General features: G+C 54.4%; 23 protein-coding genes, 2 pseudogenes and 1 riboswitch. Of the genes and pseudogenes, 19 read left to right on the forward strand and 6 right to left on the reverse strand.

Annotation, left to right across the window (positions count from 1 at the left end):
* Positions 1–36 precede the first annotated feature (36 nt).
* The 3 genes from ACR1UW_RS09210 to ACR1UW_RS09220 are packed head-to-tail and all read right to left on the reverse strand — an operon-like array spanning position 37 to position 2,341.
* Positions 37–1,686 (reverse strand): b(o/a)3-type cytochrome-c oxidase subunit 1, encoded by a 1,650-nt coding sequence (locus tag ACR1UW_RS09210; RefSeq protein WP_033015320.1) that lies wholly within the window; start codon positions 1,684–1,686, stop codon positions 37–39.
* 1 nt (position 1,687) lies between these two features.
* Complete coding sequence (locus ACR1UW_RS09215; protein ID WP_498933019.1) at positions 1,688–2,158, reverse strand: cytochrome c oxidase subunit II; 471 nt, start codon at positions 2,156–2,158, stop codon at positions 1,688–1,690.
* Positions 2,159–2,179: 21 nt separating this feature from the next.
* Complete coding sequence (locus ACR1UW_RS09220; RefSeq protein ID WP_498933021.1) at positions 2,180–2,341, reverse strand: cytochrome c oxidase subunit 2A; 162 nt, start codon at positions 2,339–2,341, stop codon at positions 2,180–2,182.
* A gap of 157 nt (positions 2,342–2,498) precedes the next feature.
* Between ACR1UW_RS09220 and ACR1UW_RS09225 the strand changes: the two genes are divergently transcribed.
* From ACR1UW_RS09225 to ACR1UW_RS09295, 15 genes and pseudogenes are all read left to right on the forward strand, one after another.
* The gene (locus tag ACR1UW_RS09225) at positions 2,499–2,633 is read left to right on the forward strand and encodes a hypothetical protein (RefSeq protein WP_498933022.1); all 135 of its coding nucleotides are present in this window, start codon (positions 2,499–2,501) and stop codon (positions 2,631–2,633) included.
* 93 nt (positions 2,634–2,726) lie between these two features.
* Positions 2,727–2,828: riboswitch (purine riboswitch) on the forward strand.
* Positions 2,829–2,943: 115 nt separating this feature from the next.
* Positions 2,944–3,186: pseudogene (locus ACR1UW_RS09230) on the forward strand (type I phosphoribosyltransferase); the annotation flags it as partial.
* Positions 3,183–3,419, forward strand: a pseudogene (locus ACR1UW_RS09235) (solute carrier family 23 protein); the annotation flags it as partial. The pseudogenes ACR1UW_RS09230 and ACR1UW_RS09235, both read left to right, overlap by 4 nt.
* A gap of 295 nt (positions 3,420–3,714) precedes the next feature.
* Positions 3,715–7,461, forward strand: a complete 3,747-nt coding sequence (locus tag ACR1UW_RS09240; RefSeq protein ID WP_498933023.1) for a dynamin family protein — start codon at positions 3,715–3,717, stop codon at positions 7,459–7,461.
* Positions 7,461–7,649 carry a hypothetical protein gene (locus tag ACR1UW_RS09245; RefSeq protein WP_498933024.1) on the forward strand — a complete coding sequence of 63 codons (189 nt, stop codon included), beginning with the start codon at positions 7,461–7,463 and terminating at the stop codon, positions 7,647–7,649. The genes ACR1UW_RS09240 and ACR1UW_RS09245 overlap by 1 nt, the downstream gene beginning before the upstream one ends.
* Positions 7,646–7,912 (forward strand): YpbS family protein, encoded by a 267-nt coding sequence (locus tag ACR1UW_RS09250; protein ID WP_049625395.1) that lies wholly within the window; start codon positions 7,646–7,648, stop codon positions 7,910–7,912. The genes ACR1UW_RS09245 and ACR1UW_RS09250 overlap by 4 nt, the downstream gene beginning before the upstream one ends.
* A gap of 62 nt (positions 7,913–7,974) precedes the next feature.
* The gene (locus tag ACR1UW_RS09255) at positions 7,975–8,181 is read left to right on the forward strand and encodes a rhodanese-like domain-containing protein (RefSeq protein ID WP_053532317.1); all 207 of its coding nucleotides are present in this window, start codon (positions 7,975–7,977) and stop codon (positions 8,179–8,181) included.
* Positions 8,182–8,274: 93 nt separating this feature from the next.
* The gene (gene ypzF, locus ACR1UW_RS09260; protein WP_015374731.1) at positions 8,275–8,424 is read left to right on the forward strand and encodes a protein YpzF; all 150 of its coding nucleotides are present in this window, start codon (positions 8,275–8,277) and stop codon (positions 8,422–8,424) included.
* A 138-nt stretch (positions 8,425–8,562) separates the two neighbouring features.
* Positions 8,563–9,090: a TlpA family protein disulfide reductase gene (locus tag ACR1UW_RS09265; RefSeq protein ID WP_020753890.1), complete on the forward strand. Its 528-nt coding sequence runs from the start codon at positions 8,563–8,565 to the stop codon at positions 9,088–9,090.
* 123 nt (positions 9,091–9,213) lie between these two features.
* Positions 9,214–9,345, forward strand: a complete 132-nt coding sequence (locus tag ACR1UW_RS09270) for an FbpB family small basic protein (protein WP_011231055.1) — start codon at positions 9,214–9,216, stop codon at positions 9,343–9,345.
* A 55-nt stretch (positions 9,346–9,400) separates the two neighbouring features.
* The gene (locus tag ACR1UW_RS09275; protein ID WP_011231056.1) at positions 9,401–9,544 is read left to right on the forward strand and encodes an acid-soluble spore protein N; all 144 of its coding nucleotides are present in this window, start codon (positions 9,401–9,403) and stop codon (positions 9,542–9,544) included.
* Between the two features lie 30 nt (positions 9,545–9,574).
* The gene (tlp, locus tag ACR1UW_RS09280; protein ID WP_094238632.1) at positions 9,575–9,805 is read left to right on the forward strand and encodes a small acid-soluble spore protein Tlp; all 231 of its coding nucleotides are present in this window, start codon (positions 9,575–9,577) and stop codon (positions 9,803–9,805) included.
* A 112-nt stretch (positions 9,806–9,917) separates the two neighbouring features.
* Positions 9,918–10,334 (forward strand): acyl-CoA thioesterase, encoded by a 417-nt coding sequence (locus ACR1UW_RS09285; protein ID WP_033009217.1) that lies wholly within the window; start codon positions 9,918–9,920, stop codon positions 10,332–10,334.
* Between the two features lie 14 nt (positions 10,335–10,348).
* Complete coding sequence (locus tag ACR1UW_RS09290; protein ID WP_055358854.1) at positions 10,349–10,666, forward strand: hypothetical protein; 318 nt, start codon at positions 10,349–10,351, stop codon at positions 10,664–10,666.
* A complete protein-coding gene (locus ACR1UW_RS09295; RefSeq protein ID WP_055358853.1) occupies positions 10,663–11,070 on the forward strand; it encodes a hotdog fold thioesterase in 408 nt (135 codons plus the stop codon). The genes ACR1UW_RS09290 and ACR1UW_RS09295 overlap by 4 nt, the downstream gene beginning before the upstream one ends.
* Before the next feature lie 25 nt (positions 11,071–11,095).
* Here ACR1UW_RS09295 and ACR1UW_RS09300 read toward each other — a convergent pair whose 3' ends face one another.
* Complete coding sequence (locus tag ACR1UW_RS09300; protein WP_498933029.1) at positions 11,096–11,386, reverse strand: HesB/YadR/YfhF family protein; 291 nt, start codon at positions 11,384–11,386, stop codon at positions 11,096–11,098.
* Between the two features lie 181 nt (positions 11,387–11,567).
* On the opposite strand from ACR1UW_RS09300, the gene ACR1UW_RS09305 reads away from it, so the two are divergent.
* The gene (locus tag ACR1UW_RS09305; RefSeq protein ID WP_237420262.1) at positions 11,568–11,714 is read left to right on the forward strand and encodes a hypothetical protein; all 147 of its coding nucleotides are present in this window, start codon (positions 11,568–11,570) and stop codon (positions 11,712–11,714) included.
* Between the two features lie 310 nt (positions 11,715–12,024).
* Positions 12,025–12,963: a magnesium transporter CorA family protein gene (locus ACR1UW_RS09310; RefSeq protein ID WP_033009211.1), complete on the forward strand. Its 939-nt coding sequence runs from the start codon at positions 12,025–12,027 to the stop codon at positions 12,961–12,963.
* 23 nt (positions 12,964–12,986) lie between these two features.
* Here ACR1UW_RS09310 and ACR1UW_RS09315 read toward each other — a convergent pair whose 3' ends face one another.
* Positions 12,987–13,583: a DUF502 domain-containing protein gene (locus tag ACR1UW_RS09315; RefSeq protein ID WP_171698019.1), complete on the reverse strand. Its 597-nt coding sequence runs from the start codon at positions 13,581–13,583 to the stop codon at positions 12,987–12,989.
* A 237-nt stretch (positions 13,584–13,820) separates the two neighbouring features.
* Between ACR1UW_RS09315 and ACR1UW_RS09320 the strand changes: the two genes are divergently transcribed.
* Together ACR1UW_RS09320 and bioB are read left to right on the forward strand one after the other, a co-directional pair.
* A complete protein-coding gene (locus tag ACR1UW_RS09320) occupies positions 13,821–15,260 on the forward strand; it encodes an NAD(P)/FAD-dependent oxidoreductase (RefSeq protein WP_047818304.1) in 1,440 nt (479 codons plus the stop codon).
* Positions 15,261–15,430: 170 nt separating this feature from the next.
* Positions 15,431–16,429, forward strand: coding sequence for a biotin synthase BioB (gene bioB / locus ACR1UW_RS09325; protein WP_237420264.1), 999 nt, complete (start codon positions 15,431–15,433; stop codon positions 16,427–16,429).
* A gap of 171 nt (positions 16,430–16,600) precedes the next feature.
* Here the strand turns inward: bioB and ACR1UW_RS09330 are convergent, their stop codons facing one another.
* A complete protein-coding gene (locus ACR1UW_RS09330; RefSeq protein ID WP_429902050.1) occupies positions 16,601–17,962 on the reverse strand; it encodes an IS4 family transposase in 1,362 nt (453 codons plus the stop codon).
* Positions 17,963–17,977: the final 15 nt, after the last annotated feature.

The following is a 17,977-nucleotide window of genomic DNA, read 5'->3' on the forward strand; positions in this document are numbered from 1 at the left end:
AAATCCCCCTCTCCGGTTTGGAAGAGGGGGATTTGCTTACCATAATTTGTATCCTTTCGACCCCGGCGGAGCATTTTGAATGATGTCAATGAGCGGCACCGTATAGGCGATGACAATGAGCGCCACAACGAGGCCGATCCACAGCTTCCAGTTTTCGAGCGCCAACGCCGCCCGTTCCTGCGGGGCGGCCGCTTCGGCGACCGGGAATTCGGTTTCGCCTTTCGGAGCGAAAAACGCTAGGTTAATGACGATGACAAGAATCAAAATGATGCCGATGAACAAAATGGTGCCGCCGACCGCCTGGGCGATTTGGTACGGAATCCATTCAAGCGCTTGCGGCGAGTTGCCGTATGTGGAGAACGCTGAGCGCCGTGGCGCCCCGAGCAAGCCGGCAAAGTGCATCGAGCCGGACATAAATGTCATCCCGACCGCCCATACGATCGTTTGGATGATGGCAAGCCGGTTCATCGCTTTCGTCATCACCCGGCCGGTCAAATGCGGGATGAGCCAATACGATGCGCCAAAAAACGTTAACACAACCGTCGTGGCAACGGTCAAATGGAAGTGGCCGGTCACCCAAATCGTGTTATGAACGACTTGGTTGAGCTGATGCGAAGCATTGATGATTCCACCCGTGCCGGCCGGAATGAAAAACAGCATCCCGACAAACGGCGCGAAAAAGCGGGCGTCGCCCCACGGCAATTTCCGCCACCAGCCGAACAGGCCGGTTGCCCCCTGCGAGCGGCCGTACGATTCAAACGTCGCAAACATGGCAAACGCGGTCATGAGCGACGGAATGATGACCATAAACGTCAAGACGACTTGCACGTACTTCCAAAACGGCGAAATCCCTGGCTCCAGCAATTGATGGTGAAAGCCGACTGGAATCGAAAACAGTAAAAACAAGATAAACGCCAGCCGCGCGAGCGAATCGGAGAATATTTTGCCGCCGATCACTTTCGGGATGACAGCGTACCAAACCATATACGCCGGCAATAGCCAGAAGTAGACGAGCGGATGCCCGAAATACCAAAACAGCGTCCGGCTCAAGAGCACGTTCACCCGATCCGTGAGCCCAAGTGACCACGGAATGAGCTGAAAGACGACGGTGGCGGCTACGCCAAGCGTGCAGATGAGCCATAATACCATATTTGTGACAGACATAAACGCCAACAGTGGGCTCGCCTGACCGCGGTGCGCCTTCCGCCAGCGCGCGTAATGGGCAAACATTCCAAACCCGCTCACCCAGCTGCCGACGACGACGAGCGCCAAGCCGATGTAAAAGCCAGCGTGCGCCTGAAGCGGCGCGTAAAACGTATATAAGACAGATGCTTGGCCGGTTAGGATGAAAAAGGCTGTGCAGGCCGTCCCTGCCGTCATCATCCAAAAACCGATCCAGCCGAGCCGGCGCGAACCGTCCGAGAGCGCTCCGGTCGTGCGGCTGACCGCAGCGAACTGAAAGCCGATAATGAAAAACGTCGTCAGCACAAGCCCAAGCAAGACGCCGTGCGTCGTCAAAATCGTGTAATAGCTGATCCCAGCCGGCAGCTCAAACTTGCCGGAACGGACGAGTGTTTGCAACAAACCGGCGAATCCCCCGAGCGCCAGGGCGGTAAAGGCGACAAACAAATGTGCCAGCGCCAGTTTGGCGTCGCGGCGATCGACTTTTTCCAACGAGTTCACCATCTCACTCCACCACCTTAATGCGCGCCGTCATTATATGGTGGCCGGCGCCGCAATATTCATTGCAAAGAATCGTATACTCGCCCGGTTTGTCAAACGTCGTTGTCAAGCTGTTGACATAGCCAGGTTCGACCATCATATTGATGTTCGTTCCGGGAATTTCAAACCCGTGAATGACATCTTTTGAGGTGACGTTGATCGTCACTTTCGCTCCTTTTGGAATTTCAATGGCATTTGGCGTAAAGGAAAACGCGGCCACGACGATGTTCAGTTCGTATTCGTCATCCCCTTTTTTCACAAGCCCCGGATGATCAAACGGCGGGGTGGTGTCCACTTTTTCCGGATCGATCGTCGTCAGACAGCTTGGCGGCTGCTGTCCGGCGGCGAAAGCGCTCACGCCGACGACCGTCAAAAAGACGATCAAACAACCGATGCCGAACGTCAGCCAAATTTTTTCATACTTATGAATGTGCATCTCAAGTCCCTCCCTTGCCGCTTACAGGCGGTGTAAAAATAAAAAGTAGACGCTGACCCAGGCGAAAATGATGAAAAAGCCGAGCAAAAACACGGACGACAGCGTGCCGCTGAGCGCCGGCTCTTTTTCCTTTTTTGTTTGCCGGGCCATTGCCGTCGGTTTTGTCCGCTCTGGTTTGGTCATCCTTTCATCCCTCCTCGTGCGTTTTGGATTCATCCCCCATAACGTTGACAGGCAGGTGCGCCAAGCGCGAGTTTCCCTGCTTTGACACTATCATAACCGTACAAAACGGCCGCAACAGTGACTTTTCTCACAAAAACAACACAAGAAGTTTGAACAAATGGTGACGATGGTGAACAATGTAGGAAAAGGGCGGGAAGGAAAAAGGCGGCGGATCCGTCTGATGAGGGACAGCGGCAACGGTTTTGTCCCGGACAGAACCGGAACGAAGATGGCTGACGGCAAAGGAGGGTAAAAACGAATGATTAATTATTTTTTTTATTTAATGTTCGTTTTTTTTATTAAAAACCGCTTCTCATCCGCTGCCTTCCATGGTATACTGCTAGTAACTGAATCACGCTGACTCACTCATATAATCGCAAGAATACGGCTTGCGAGTCTCTACCAGCCGACCGTAAATCGGCTGACTATGAGTGGCAATGTCAAGGGGGGCGGCCATGGCCGTCTTGCGCCTTCCTTTTGCCTTGGCTTAAAAGACATTGCCTGACTCATGGAATGAGTGAGGCCGGTGTTTTTTAAGCTTTTTTATTTTGGAGGGGATTGGCATGCGCGAATTGCTCGAAAAAATTGCCGCTGAAGGAGAGGTGCTGGCCGGCGGGGTGCTGAAAGTCGATCGCTTTTTGAACCATCAGGTCGACCCACAGCTGATGAAGCGGATCGGCGAAGCGTTTGCCGGCCGGTTTTGCGGCGAGCGGCCGACGAAAGTGTTGACGCTTGAGTCATCGGGCATCAGCCCGGCCATCATGGCCGCGTATGAACTTGGCATCCCGCTTGTCGTTGCCCGCAAGCCGATTTGGCTGTGCAAGAAAACTTGCTGATCATTGCTTGCTCGGTCGGCATAGGGTTTGGGGTGACGGCGGTGCCGAACTTGTTTGCTGAGCTTCCGGCGGGCCTGCGCATTTTGACGGACAGCGGCATCGTCGCCGGCGGCCTCACCGCCATCCTTTTAAATGCCGTCTTCCATTTCGGCAAGGCGAGAAAATCGGCTGCACTGCCGTTGCAGGAACAAAAAATTTCATAATCGTATTGATCGCTTTCATAGAAATCCATCAGCTGTTCCTGAGGCTGCGGCCGCGCTTCGTGCCGCCGCTGCGGGGAGAACGGGTGTGCGTTTCCGGCAGTGCGCAAGCAAAACAAAGACAGCCGGCTGTGAAACGGTCCCATTGACGCCAATGGCTCGCCGGCTGCGGGCCGGGGAAAAACATTCATCCCGCTGAACGAACCGGCGGGATTTTTTTGTTTTCCTATTGGGAAACGGGGCGAAATACAGTAAAATGAATGTAAATGACATTGACGGAAACAAAGGGGTTTTGGTCATGGGGGATATTGTGATCGAGCGGCCGCCATTGCGGCCGTGGCTGGCGAAAATGACAAATATGCACGACCGGCTTCAGCAAGCCGGCGACAACGAAAATGCCGATAAAGTGAAGCAGCTGATCGAAAAAACGGCAGCCGGCGAGCTGGTCATCGCCTTTTGCGGCCATTTTTCCGCCGGAAAATCAAGTTTGATCAACGCGTTGCTCGGCGAGCCGCTGCTGCCGTCGAGTCCGATTCCGACGAGTGCCAATCTTGTGAAAGTGAAAGCCGGTCCGGATTGCGTGCGCGTCTTTTATCATGATGATCCGCCGGTTGAATATGAGCCGCCGTACGATCCGGAGCTGATCCGCGCCCAATGCCGGGACGGGGAGACGATTGAGTGGATCGAAATCAGCCGCGAAACGGGCGCCATCCCCCCGGGAGTGGCCATCTTGGACACGCCGGGCATCGATTCGACCGATGACGCCCACCGGCTGGCCACCGAGTCGGCGCTTCATTTGGCGGACGTCGTCTTTTATGTCATGGATTACAACCATGTACAGGCGGAGCTAAACTTTCAATTTACGAAACAATTAACAGATGAAGGAAAAATCGTGTATTTAGTGGTGAACCAAATCGACAAACATCGCGAGGACGAACTGCCGTTTGCGGCGTTTCGCGCTTCGGCGGCCGAGGCGTTCCGGCGTTGGGGGGTCGAAGCGGCCCGCTTGTTTTTCCTATCATTAAAAGACCCAGCCCATCCAGAGAATGAGTGGCAGGAGTTGACCGCTTGTTTGCGCCGCTTGGTTGCTGACAAAGACGAATGGCTTCTTCGCGGCGCAGAAGCGGGATTGAGGCGGATTGCCGCCCGCCATCTTGAACAGCTTCGCGCGCGGCATGAGCTGCTTGAGCAGGAGTTTAAAGCGCGCCTCGAGGCGCTTGGCGGGGCTGGCAGTGAAGCCGAGGCCATGCAGGAGCTCGGGCGCTTGGAAGCTGAGCTTGCTGATTGGCAAACGGCGCGGGCGCGGGCAGAGGAAGTGTTTCGCGCTGAGCTTGACCGCGTGCTGCAAAATGCCTATTTAATGCCGTTTGAGACGAGGGAGCGGGCGGAAGCGTACTTGCAGGCGATGCAGCCGAATTTCAAAGTGGGCCTGCTGTTTGCAAAGACCAAAACGGAGCAAGAACGCGAGCGGCGGCTTGAGGCGTTTTACGAAAGCGTCAAAGCGCAGGCGGCGGCGCAAATCGAGTGGCATGTCCGCCAGCTTCTTCTCCGGTTCGGGAACGAGTGGCACGCCGACGGCGCCTGGATCGGCCAGTGCCAGCAATGGACGGCGGATTGGGATCAGACGCTGCTTTCAAGCCTTGTCAAGCAGGGGGCGGAAGCAAGCGGTGCGGCGCTATTAAACTATACGGATGAGGTGGCGATGGCGCTGAAAAAACGATACCGCGACGCGGCGCTCGCCTTGTTTGCCGGGCTCGCGGCGCAAATTGCCGAGCGGGCGGCTGCTCAAGCGAAAGCGCTAGAAGGCCGGCTTTCGGCAGCACGCGAAAAAGCGGAGCTCATCGCCCGCCTTGCCGGCTTGAAAGCGGAAGAGGAGGAGCGCCAACGCGCGCTCGAGCGGTTGATTGCCGCTTCGGGCGATGAGGTTGTGCTCGATGAAGAGCGCCTCGCTGCGCTGATGGCGCCGCCTCATTTCCAGAAAGTGCGCCATGCGCAAGCGGCAGAGCGGCCAGCAACAACGGAACCGGCTGTGAATCATCCCGCCGCCCAAGAGCAAGCGCTCAGTCGGGAAGCGGTGGAAGGAGCGGCAGAAGAGAGCGCGGACGGGCGGCGCGCTTTGGCGGCGAGTGGAAAGCAACGGAGCGATGAGGCGGCTGATCGGCTCGAGGAGGCGGCCGCCTGGCTCGAGCGGACCGATTTGTTGCGCCGGTTCGTCGGCCCGTTGCGTGACAAGGCGCGCCGGCTTCGCGAGCGGGCCTTTACGGTCGCGTTGTTCGGCGCCTTCAGCGCCGGCAAATCGTCGCTGGCCAACGCCTTGCTCGGCGCCCCGCTTCTGCCATCGTCGCCCAACCCGACAACCGCCGCCATCAGCAAAATCGCTCCGCCCGACCGGGAGCATCCGCACGGAACGGCGGTTGTCAAAGTGAAGGACGAGGCGCAAATATGGGCTGATGTGCAAGCCTCGCTTCGCCAGTTCGGCTGCGAGGCGAAGTCGTGGGATGAAGCGCTCCGCCATTGCGCCCGCCTTGCCGAATCCGGGGCTGAGCGTCCGGCGCAAAAGCCGCATCTCGCCTTTTTGGCGGCTGCCGCCGCCGGATATGAGCGGATGAAAAACCGGTTCGGGACGAGGCTGTCGATCGGATTTGCGGAGCTTGAGGCATATGTCGCCGATGAGGCGGTGTCGTGTTTCCTTGATGAAGTCGTGTTGTATGCCGATTGCCCGCTCACCCGCCAAGGGGTGACGCTTGTCGATACGCCGGGCGTCGATTCATTAAACGCCCGCCATACCGGGGTGGCGTTCCATTATATGAAGCACGCCGATGCGCTGCTGTTTGTCACGTATTACAACCACGCGTTCTCGAAGGCAGACCGGGAGTTTTTGCTGCAGCTCGGGCGCGTCAAAGATGCGTTTTCGCTTGATAAAATGTTTTTCATCATCAATGCGGCTGATTTGGCCCAGTCGAAAGAGGAGCTTGAGGCCGTCATTTCCTATATGAACGGAGAGCTCGCCCGCTTCGGCATCCGCTTCCCGCGCCTTTATGCGCTCTCAAGCCGCTTGGCGCTGGCGGAAAAAACGGGGGCCGAGCCCGGTCCGCGCGGCGTCTTGGCGGACTCCGGCTTGTCTGCCTTTGAAACCGACTTCTTCCGCTTCTTAACGGAAGAACTGGCGGAAGTCGCCGTCGAGAGCGCATATGCCGAGCTTGAGCGGGCGCGGCGGGCGGCAGAGGAATTCGCGCGCGCCGCCGGGCAAAGCGAAGCGGAAAAAGCGGAGAAACGGCAGGCGCTTGAGGCGGTGAAAACGAAGATGCACGCCGTGCTTGCTGGCATTGATGATGCCTACGGCCGGCAGGCGCTTCGCCAGGAAGTCGACGAATTGCTCTATTACGTCAAGCAGCGCGTCTTTTTCCGCCTCAACGATGTGTTTAAGGAGGCGTTCAACCCGGCGGTGCTCCGCGACGACCAAGGCCCGGCGCGTCGGGCGCTTGAGCGTTGCCTCGACGAGTTGCTCGCATCGGTTGGCTTTGATTTGGCCCAAGAGCTGCGGGCGACGAGCTTGCGTGTTGAGTCGTTTTTGCACAAACAGCTGGCCGAGCAGTTCTCGCGCCTATTCCATGAGCTTCGTCGTTTCGATGATGCGCTCGCGCTCACACCGCCTGAGCCGTTTGCCTTTTCGGCGCCGGAGTTTGCCAACGCCCTTGGGGATGTAGACCGGGTGCGGTTTACCAAGGCGCTTTCGCTGTATAAAAACGCCAAATCGTTTTTTGAGCGCGACGAAAAGCGGCGGATGAAAGAGGAAATTGAGGCGGCGCTTGTCGAGCCGATCGACGCCTATTTGGCTGAGCAAAAAGAGCGGCTTGTGGCGACGTACGCAGAACAATACAAGGATGCCGTCGCCGCACTTTCGGCCGCTCTCGCGGAACAAGTCGACAGCTATATGGAGGGCTTGCTTGCCGCGCTCGCCGAAGCGGCGGATCATGAGGCGCTCGCCCGCATCGAAGCGGCGCTTCGCGGCCTTCTTTCGGACCGCGTCGGGGAGGCGCGTTGATGAACCGGTTTCACGCTTGCGCTACATGCATCTACTACCGTATAGAAAAGCGAGCCGACGGGCTGTACACGTATTGCCGCCGGCTCGGCTATGAGACGAATCCAAACTATCGGTTCAACTGCTGGACGCCAAAACCGAACGTCCGGCGTTTGATGGAAAAAGAAGAAGGAAAGGACGAGGACCATTGAGCGAAGTACATCACGCCATCACCGCCCATATCAACAAACAGCACGCCATCTTAAAGCGGTTTGCCGCCCTTGAGCTCGAGCGCGAGCGGCGCATCGATGAGGCGGTTGAACGGTGCCGCCGCGGTGAGCCGTTTACGGTCGAGGCGATCAATGAAGTGACGAAACAAATGAACGAGCTGGCCGCCGGCGGCCTCGTGCCGGCGCGCCGCTATGTAACGCCAGAGATGGTGCGCGACTACGTGCGCCGGCTTGAAGAGAAGTAACGCACACAGCCAAAGCGTTGGCATTGGCTGCCCGGCTGCCGGCCTGTAAGCAGGCCGGGCTGATGAAAACGAAAGAGGGGGGAGAAACAATGGCGTCTCTCGTTTCCCACGAATGGCTGTTGGCGCATTTGTCCGATGAAACCATCCGCATTGTTGATTGCCGGTTTTGGCTTGGCGATCCGGCTAAAGGGGCGTCTCTTTACCGGGAAGACCATATTCCCGGAGCGGTGTACCCGATTGAAACGGGTGACCCGTCATCCGATGCTTAGTTTTCTCCGATTTAACATTACTCATAACATGCATAGTTTTTTGGCCGCTGGCGGATACTATAGGTGAACCGACGGAAGCAGAGGAGGAGACGCATGGGCCGGACAAAACTTGGCAACGCCAACGCCCAACGGAACAACAACGCCAAAAAGAAAAACGGCTTCAATGAATGGACGAGCGAGTTTGCTTCGTACGCCGAGGTGGAAGCCGAGAAACTGAAAAACGACCATAAAAACATCCGTTAATGACGAGGGCTCGCCCCTCGTTTTTTCGTCCTTAGACGTCAACGTTGGCAAACACAAACGTATGTGCTATAATGATGGGCAGAGCGGCGGAGGGCGCTGGATGGAAGAAAGGGCGCCGGCCGGCAGGGAGGGAAATGCGTGCGGAAATGGTTCGTCGTCCTATTGTTTTTGGCCGTTGCCGGCTATGGTCTTTGGAATGCGATGGCTGCCGGGAACGAACAAGAAACAGACGAAATAGAAAGCGGCCCGGGCATCGGCCAGACGGCCCCTGATTTGACGCTGCCGACGCTTGGCGGCAAAGCCGTCCGGCTGTCTGATTTGCGCGGCAAAGCGGTTGTCCTCAACTTTTGGACGTCGTGGTGTCCGCCGTGCAAAAAGGAAATGCCGGAGCTTGAGGCGTTTTACAAGCAACACGGCCGCGAAGTCATGTTGCTTGCCGTCCATTTGACGACGCAAGATACACTCGATAATGCGGAGCGATTTGCGAAAGACAAAAAACTGACGTTGCCCGTCGCCTTGGATGTGCGCGGCGAGGCGCTTCACCGATACCGAATCCAGACGATTCCGACGACGTATATCATCGACCCAAACGGCGTCATCCGGCAAAAAATCATCGGCCCGGTGACCGCCGCGCAACTCGAAAAGAAGACAGCGCTCTTTCGTTGACCGAACAGTTTTGACGGAAGGCGCTTTTTTTCATGGTTCATTATTTTTCGAAAAGTTGTCATAATTTTTATCTTTTTTGGGCATGAATAAGATTACAATATAAATGAGGGGAGGTTGATAGCGATGAGACGATCCCGCAAAATGACTCTCCAAGAATTGATCAGCGAGAACAAACGGCAATTGTTGAACGACCGGGAAGCGCTCGAGAAAATCGAGAAAAAGCTGGAAGAGCGGATGCTCAAGAAAGCAGAATAACCCATGCATAGCGGTCCTCCGGGCGGACAGACTAGATGGCGAGGAGGCGAAGACAATGAGCAATCCGAAAGGAAGCCGCAAACATTTTGTTCCCAACCATATCGGAACACAGCCTCGCGCCGCTGGTGGAAACAAAGGCAAACAAATGCAAGATCAATCCGGCCAGCATGCTCAAGTCATCCAAACGAAGGGTGAGTAGCTGGAAAATCTTGTAAAGGAGGAAGCCTATATGCCGCGTCCGAAACCGGATGACCGCAGCGACAATGTTGAGAAGCTGCAAGAGATGGTGCAAAACACCATTGAAAATATTGAAAAAGCCGAAGAAACGATGCAGTTTGCTTCCCCGGAAGAGCGGGAGAAAATTCGCGAGAAAAACCGCCGCCGCGAAGAAGCGATCGCGGCCATGCGCGCGGAAATTAAAGACGAAGCCGCTGCACGGGAGCACGGCTACCAATTATGACAAAGCTGCCCCGATGCGGGCGGCTTTGTTTTTTGGGTTGCCGCTTGAGCGGCCGGACGGACAAATGGTAACATAAAGGAGAAGCCCGGCAAAAAATGGAGGGAGAACGAACATGAAAGTGGCAGAAAAACAAATTGAAGTGCGTTATGCGGAAACAGACCAAATGGGCGTCGTCTACCACGCGAACTATTTAGTTTGGATGGAAGTCGGGCGTACGGAATTGATCAAACAGCTTGGCTTTCATTATGCCGACATGGAGAAAGAAGGCATCATTTCGCCTGTTGTCGATTTGCAAGTGTCGTACAAAAAGCCGCTTCGTTATGGGGAAACGGCGACCGTCCGCACATGGATTGACGCTTACGACGGCATCCGCGTCACATACGGCTACGAAATTGTTGCCCCGGACGGCGAGGTGGCCGTGACCGGCAAATCGCAGCACGTTTGCGTCAAGCGCGATACGTTTCGGCCGATCGTGATCCGCAAATATTTTCCCGAGTGGCATGAAGCGTATGAGCGGGCGAAACGATAAAGGGGAGCGGCGCGATGGCGTTTGGCATTCGCCGCCACGAGCTCGCGGCATGGAAAGAAAAAGTGAAGCGCGGCGAAATCGCCTTTTTGACCCATTATTGGCATGATGAACGGTTTCCGCACTGCACGACGGTGACGAAAGTCGGCTGCGCCGATGTCGAAAAACTTGCCGCCTGGGGGAGGCAATACGGGCTGAAGGAAGAGTGGATCGATCGGCGCGGTGAGTTTCCGCATTTCGATTTGCTTGGGGAGACGCAGGTGCGCATTTTGCGGCAAGAAGGCCGGCTTCATGAGCTGGAACGATTCACGAAACGGGGGAAGAAGGAGTCATGATCGATTTGGCTGTTGTAAAAGAAATGGCGAAACATACGTTAATCGAGACGCTCGGCATCGATATCATCGAGCTTGGCGAAGGGCGCGTCGTGGCGACGATGCCGGTCGACCATCGCACGCATCAGCCGGCCGGGCTGTTGCACGGCGGAGCGTCGGTTGCCTTGGCCGAGACGGTCGCCAGCATCGGCGCGTACGCGCTTGTGGACCCCAACACGGAAAACGTCGTTGGATTGGAAATCAACGCCAATCACGTCCGCGCCGTTCGCCGCGGGACGGTGACGGCGACAGGGACGGTGTTGCACCGCGGCCGGACGACGATGGTTTGGGATGTGCGCATTACGGACGAACAAGGGGAGCTCGTCTGCATCTCCCGCTGCACGATCGCCATTATTCGAAAAAGCTAGCGTCACGGCTAGCTTTTTTCGCTGGTTAATGGAGCAAAAACACCGGTTCGCCGCTTTTTTCGTCCAAATCAACCGTCAAATCGCGGCCGTCAAAATACCATTGGTCGCTGTCTTCGACAAAAAACGTCACGCCGTCAACCGTTGTCTGCGCCGCTGGCTCTCCTGCCGGCTCGTCTTTCGCCATGCCAAGCGAAAACCCTTTTTGCACGGTGCTGCATCCCCCGTAGCGGGCGAAAAAGCGGATCGCATCGCCCGGCTTCAGCTCGAGCTCCCGCTTGTACCAATCAAACGCTTTTTTGGTAATGATGATGTTCATGGCTTCCCCTCCTCACTTGTATATTATAAGCGAATGGGCGGCGCCGGTAAAACGATTGTGTGAACATTGGCTGACAATTTCAGGACAAAGCGTTTCCACAAAGTGGCGTCGTCCTCCTCCGGAGCAGCTTGAGTAAAATGGCGGCTGGCGGCAAACAGTAAAGGCAAAGGGGGTGAGGACGGTGGGCAAAAAGCGGATGTTCCCGCTCAGCTACGAATCGGATGGCGTGATGGGAAAAACGGGCAAACCACAACCGCGCCGCTCGGACAGCCGGCAAACAGACAAACAATCGCCTGACTTTTTCAACACGACGCCGTCAAGCGAATAACGGGCCGCGGCAGGCAATGGTTGAACATGGCGCCGCTTTCTTGAATAAAGTAGCCAGTAGGCTGCTTTTTTTCATGGCAACTACTATACAAACAGGCCGGTCCGCGTTATCATTACTTGAGGGACATCTTTTTCGAAAGGAGTGGCGTTTTCGTATATGAGTAGTTCGAGCCCGAACGAACCGGAACCGGAATATAGCGGGGAACGCGGCCTGTTCCTTTTTCCGCCCGCTGCTCATCATACGAAAACGAGCTCCGGACGGAAAGGAAGAGGCGCCGCCTTCCTCGCATGAAAAGGAGGAAGGATGCCAGATGATGAAAATGTATTTGTCTGATGCGAGCGGCAAAATGCGCGAAATTGACCGGATCGAAAACGGCTGCTGGATCAATCTCGTCGCTCCGACCGAGGACGAAATTCGCTACATCGCCCACCATTTGGACATTCCGATCGATTCGATCAAAGATGCGTTGGACGACGAGGAGCGGTCGCGCGTCGAAAAGGAAGACAACCATGTGCTCATTATCGTCGACATTCCGATCGTCGCCCATGATGAAGTGGACGGCCCGATTTACGAGACGATTCCGATCGGCATGATCATTACGAACACATGCTTTATCACCGTCTGTTTGCAAGAAAATCCGATTTTTGAGGAATTTTCAAAAAACAAAATCAAAAACTTTTACACGTTTATGAAGACGCGGTTTGCGTTGCAAATGCTGTACATGATTTCTACGTATTATTTGCGCTACTTGAAGCAAATCAACCGGCGGACGAGCGAAATTGAAAAAGAGCTGCACCAGTCGATGAAAAACAAAGAGCTGTTTTCGCTCCTTAGCATGGAAAAAAGCTTAGTCTACTTTATGACGTCGCTCAAGGCGAACAACATCGTCATGGAGCGGCTTATGCGCCTCAACTATTTGCGCATGTACGAAGATGACCAAGATTTGCTGCAAGACGTCATTATTGAAAACAAGCAGGCGATTGAAATGGCCGAAGTATACAGCAGCATTTTAAGCGGCATGATGGATGCGTTCGCTTCGGTCATCTCGAACAACTTAAACATTGTGATGAAGTTCTTGACCGCCATTACGATCGTCATTTCGCTGCCGACGATGGTGGCGAGCTTCTACGGCATGAACGTACCGATTCCGTACCAACACTCTCCGTACGCCTTTTTGATCGCGATGGCGCTCGCCGGTTCACTGTCAGCGGCGACGGCGTACATCTTTTGGAAAAAGCGATACTTTTGACGGCCGGCGGAACAACGGCTGCCCTATTGTTCGGGCAGCCGTTTTTGCGTTCTTGCCGCCACTCCGCCGGAGAGGATAAACTTCATCGCCTCTTCCGGCGCCATGTCGATGACTTCAACTTGTTCTTTTGGAACGAGGAGCGTCAGCCCCGCAACTTGAAACGTCTGCGGAACATAGACGGCCACATAATCGGCCAGCGGATCGTGCCAGGCGCCGACGTCATCCATCGTAATGAAGCCGAGGCATTTCCAGCCGCTTTCCGGCAGCGTGACGAGCACGACTTTGGAAAACGACCGTTTTTCCCCGATCAAAGAGGCGATCGTATCTTTGGCGACCGAATAAACGGTTTTCAGGAAGGGAATGCTTTCAAGCAACCGGTCGATCAGTCGAATGAGGCGGCCGCTCACGTATTGCGTCGACAGCCAGCCGCAGACCGTGATGAGCGCAACCGTTGCGAGCAAACCAAGGCCGGGGACGTAGCGGCCGTCTAGGTGCGGGCGGACGTATTGACCGAGCAATCCGTCCAAAACGGTGAATACTTTGTAGCACACATAGACCGCTACGAAAATCGGCACGATCGTCAACATGCCGTTTAGGAAATTTTTGGCCAAAAAGCGCATCCGTTTGCTCCCCTTTCCTTCATTCTCTTTGGCGCGGAGCTCCCCGCTTCGATCGACGGAAACAAGCGGGAAGCTGCTCCTTTCCTACCATACCAGTTTTTCTTTTTGCCGACAACGTTTTTAAAATCTCGAACATTTATAAGTGTAAACGGTAAAAAAGTTCGTATTTTACCTTGACGAACCGCCTCGTATTCCGTATACTTTCCAAGTGGAATACGAAAAGTGGGGGATGGCGCAATGAACAACCATTACGATGTCATCGTGGTCGGCGCCGGGCCGGCTGGCATTTTCACCTGTTACGAACTGACGCTGAAACTGCCTGGAGCGAACGTGCTTTTGATTGATAAAGGGCATGATATATACCGGCGAAACTGTCCGATTTTGCAGAAAAAAATTGAGAAATGCCCGCCGCCGGCCGGCAAAAAAGACTATGCCGGCTGCGTGCCGGCCTGTTCGATTACGAACGGGTTCGGCGGGGCCGGAGCGTACTCGGACGGCAAATTCAACATCACGAGCGAATTCGGCGGTTGGATGACCGATTATTTGCCTGCCTCAACCGTGCTTGACCTCATCCGTTATGTGGATGAGATCAACTTAAAACATGGGGCGACGACATCGATCACCGACCCGATGACTGACAAAGTGAAAGAGATTGAGCGGCGCGCGTATGCCGCCGGGCTGAAGCTGCTGCGCGCCTATGTCCGCCATTTGGGCACGGAGCAAAACTTAGAAATTTTAAAAAGCATTTTTGAGTATTTGCGCGAGCGGATTGCGATGCGCTTTCAGACGGAAGTGGACGATATTTTGACGGAGCGGACGGAAAGCGGCCATGTTGTCAAAGGAGTAGTGCTGAAAAACGGCGAAACGCTGACGGCGGAAAAAGTCGTCATCGCCCCGGGGCGCGACGGCTCGGTTTGGCTGAGCAAAGTGCTGCGCAAACGCCGCTTGCGGATGATCAACAACCAAGTGGACATTGGGGTGCGCGTCGAGACATCGAACATCGTCATGCAGGAAATCAACGAGCATTTGTATGAGGGGAAGTTTATTTTCAATACGTCGGTCGGGACGCAAGTGCGGACGTTTTGCAGCAATCCGTCCGGGCATGTCGTCGTCGAAAACCATTCCGGCATTATGCTCGCCAACGGACACGCCTACAAAGACCCGAAACTTGGCAGCAACAACACGAACTTCGCCCTTCTTGTCTCGCATAAATTTTCCGATCCGTTTGACAAGCCGAACGAGTATGCCCATGAAATTTCCCGGCTGGCGAACGCGTTGTCAAACGGCGGCATCATCGTGCAAAAATACGGCGACATTTTAAAAGGACGGCGGTCGACGGAAAAGCGGATTAAAGAAGGATTTATTGAACCAACGCTAAAAGAGGCGGTGCCGGGCGATTTAGGCCTTGTGTTGCCGTACAACACGATGAAAAGCTTAATTGAGATGACGGAAGCGCTCAATCACGTCACCCCGGGGCTGGCATCGGAACATACGCTCTTTTATGGCGTCGAGGCGAAGTTTTATTCGGCGCGCCCGAAGCTAAACGACCGGTTTGAAACAGAAATTGCAGGGCTGTACGTTGGCGGCGACGGCGCCGGCATTACGCGCGGCCTCGCCCAAGCGAGCGCTTGCGGCGTCTGGATCGCCCGCGACATCGTCGAAAAATTGACGCGCTAAGCTGAAGGCGGCAAGGCAGGCTGTCCGAAACGGAAGCTTGCCTTGTTTTGCATCGGATGGTTCATCGGCGGGCGTTCGTCTGAAAAGTAAACTTAAAACCAATTTAGGTTGACAATCAATCGCCCGATTCGTTACGATAAATGTAATGATGTGGAAAGGGGAGAGGAACGATGGCAAATTGGCTTCATTTGGCTGAACAAGTGCTCGACGGCCATGAACTGACCGACGAGGAAGCGCTGGCGATATTGGATTGTCCGGACGAGGAGCTGCTCCTTCTTTTGCAAGGGGCATACCGCATCCGCTCGGCGTACTATGGCAACAAGGTAAAACTGAATATGATCATTAACGCTAAGTCCGGTCTCTGTCCGGAAAATTGCGGCTACTGTTCCCAGTCGGCCGTAGCGACGGCGCCCGTGAAAACGTACAAAATGGTTGATAAGGAGACGCTGCTCCGCGGAGCGGAAGAAGCGCACCGGCTGCGCATCGGAACGTATTGCATTGTGGCGAGCGGCCGCGGGCCGAGCGATAAGGAGATCGACACCGTTGTGTCCGCGGTCAAGGAAATTAAAGAGCGGTTCGGGCTGAAAGTGTGCGCCTGCCTGGGGATTTTAAAGCCGGAGCAGGCGGCGCGGCTGAAGGAGGCGGGCGTGGACCGCTATAACCATAATATTAACACGTCAAAACAGCACCACCCGAACATTACGACGTCCCATACATACGACGACCGGGTGCGGACGGTGGAAACGGTGAAAGAAGCGGGTCTTTCGCCGTGTTCCGGCGTCATTGTCGGCATGAAGGAAACAAAGCGGGATATCGTTGAGATGGCGCGCAGCCTGCGGACGCTCGACGCGGATTCCATTCCGGTCAACTTTTTGCATGCGATCGACGGAACGCCGCTGGCCGGCACGAACGAGCTAAACCCGCGCTATTGCTTGAAAGTGTTGGCGCTGTTCCGGTATATGAATCCAACGAAAGAAATCCGGATCGCCGGCGGACGCGAAGTGAACTTGCGCTCCCTTCAGCCGCTCGGGCTGTATGCCGCCAACTCGATTTTTGTCGGCGACTATTTGACGACGGCCGGGCAGGAAAAGGCGGCCGATTATCAAATGCTTGAAGATCTCGGATTTGAAATTGAATTTGCCCCAGCACCGCCCGCCGGGGTGGTGTAACGGTTGACGGGGCTGACTCCATAGCCATCAAGTGAAGCCTTGGAGCGAGTAGCTCCAAGGCTTCACTTTTCATCTTTGGAGGCTGTGACCGTGAGAATATATAAAGATAGGCATGCCAAATACACCTTCCCTATAGAAGGTTTTTTTCATGGTATATGAGGCGGGAATTTCTTATGACACCGGCATGATGACCAAACTCTCGATAATGTCTAAAGCGCTCTTTTTTGTATAACGCCTTGATTTTTTTCCGTGTTGAGCGATGATGTCACACAGTTTTAAAAGGAGTTGGACAACTAACGCCTCAGAACACCATAAGGCTTGAAAGAAATCCATACCGAACTCCTTGATCATACTCATCGCCTTATATTCGCTCAATTCCTTTTTCTGTTTTCGATAGAGCCATTCCCGCATTTTAAACATGACAGTGGAGCTGATCAATAAGGCAATCAACGTTCCATACAGGTGGCACTGAAAGCGAGCCCCTTTCATCGGTTTGAATCGATGAATGTGAAACAGGGATTTCCATGTCTTAAATACCACTTCAATTTGCCAGCGAAGAGAATACAGCGTATGAATGTCGTGCAAAGAGGTATAAATCGCTGGAATATTGGTGATATATACATATATTGAGTGGGGGCGTCGCGTCACGTACGCGGCCCCTTTTCGTTTCGCCTTCTGTTTCCATTGTCCTTCCTTCTGTCGCTCCTGTTCTTCGGTCAGCCGATACACAATGAGCCGCGGTTGATGAACTTTCTTTCCACTGACATACGCATGTTCCAGTTCCATGGTTTCTCCGGGTTGTAACACCGCAAGGAAATCCTCTGGTTCCCATTTTCGAAATCGGTCTCCTTCTTTTTGGTAAATCCCTACATTGTGTTTGAGCCGGGAAATATAAAAGGCTCCGGCGTCATGAATGGCTTGCAATCCCTCAAGCGAAAAATAGCCTAAGTCTTTCAAACAAAGGTCTCCCTCTTGGATGGTCGATAGAAGGGACGCTCCGTAGGCGGCGTCGTGATGACGGGCATCTTCGACATCCGCATGGAGAAACTTCCCTTCTAGCCATTCATATTCTAGCTGAATTTTCACCCCAGGCCCCGTACATCCCTCGTAAATCCCCCGGATTTCAGGAGGCAGTTGAAACGACGTGGAATCGAGAATGCGAATCCGGCGAAACAGCGAATGTCTTTGACATAAGTGACGGGCTTCCTGAGTCTGATGAATGAGCAGTTTTTCAAACACCGCTTTGAGGAAACTCACCGCTTTTTCATTAAACCGTTGATTGAGCCCTTCCGCACTCAGAAAGGTGTTTTGCTTGAGAGCTAGAGCACTGCAAAGCTGCACCAATGATTTTTGACCGCCTCCTTCCTGGAGAAATGTGCAAAGTGCCACAAAATCATGGGCGCGTAATTTCCCCTTTCGTTGAATAAATTGATGATCTCGGGCCATATGTTCAAGTTCTTCGCACGATAACACGCTTCTTAATCCGTCTAAAAAACAATGCCATTCTTCTCGGAGAGATAAGGACGTCTTCAAAAAAACCACCCTTTC

The sequence above is a fragment of the Geobacillus lituanicus genome (assembly GCF_050994965.1).
GTDB lineage: Bacteria > Bacillota > Bacilli > Bacillales > Anoxybacillaceae > Geobacillus > Geobacillus stearothermophilus.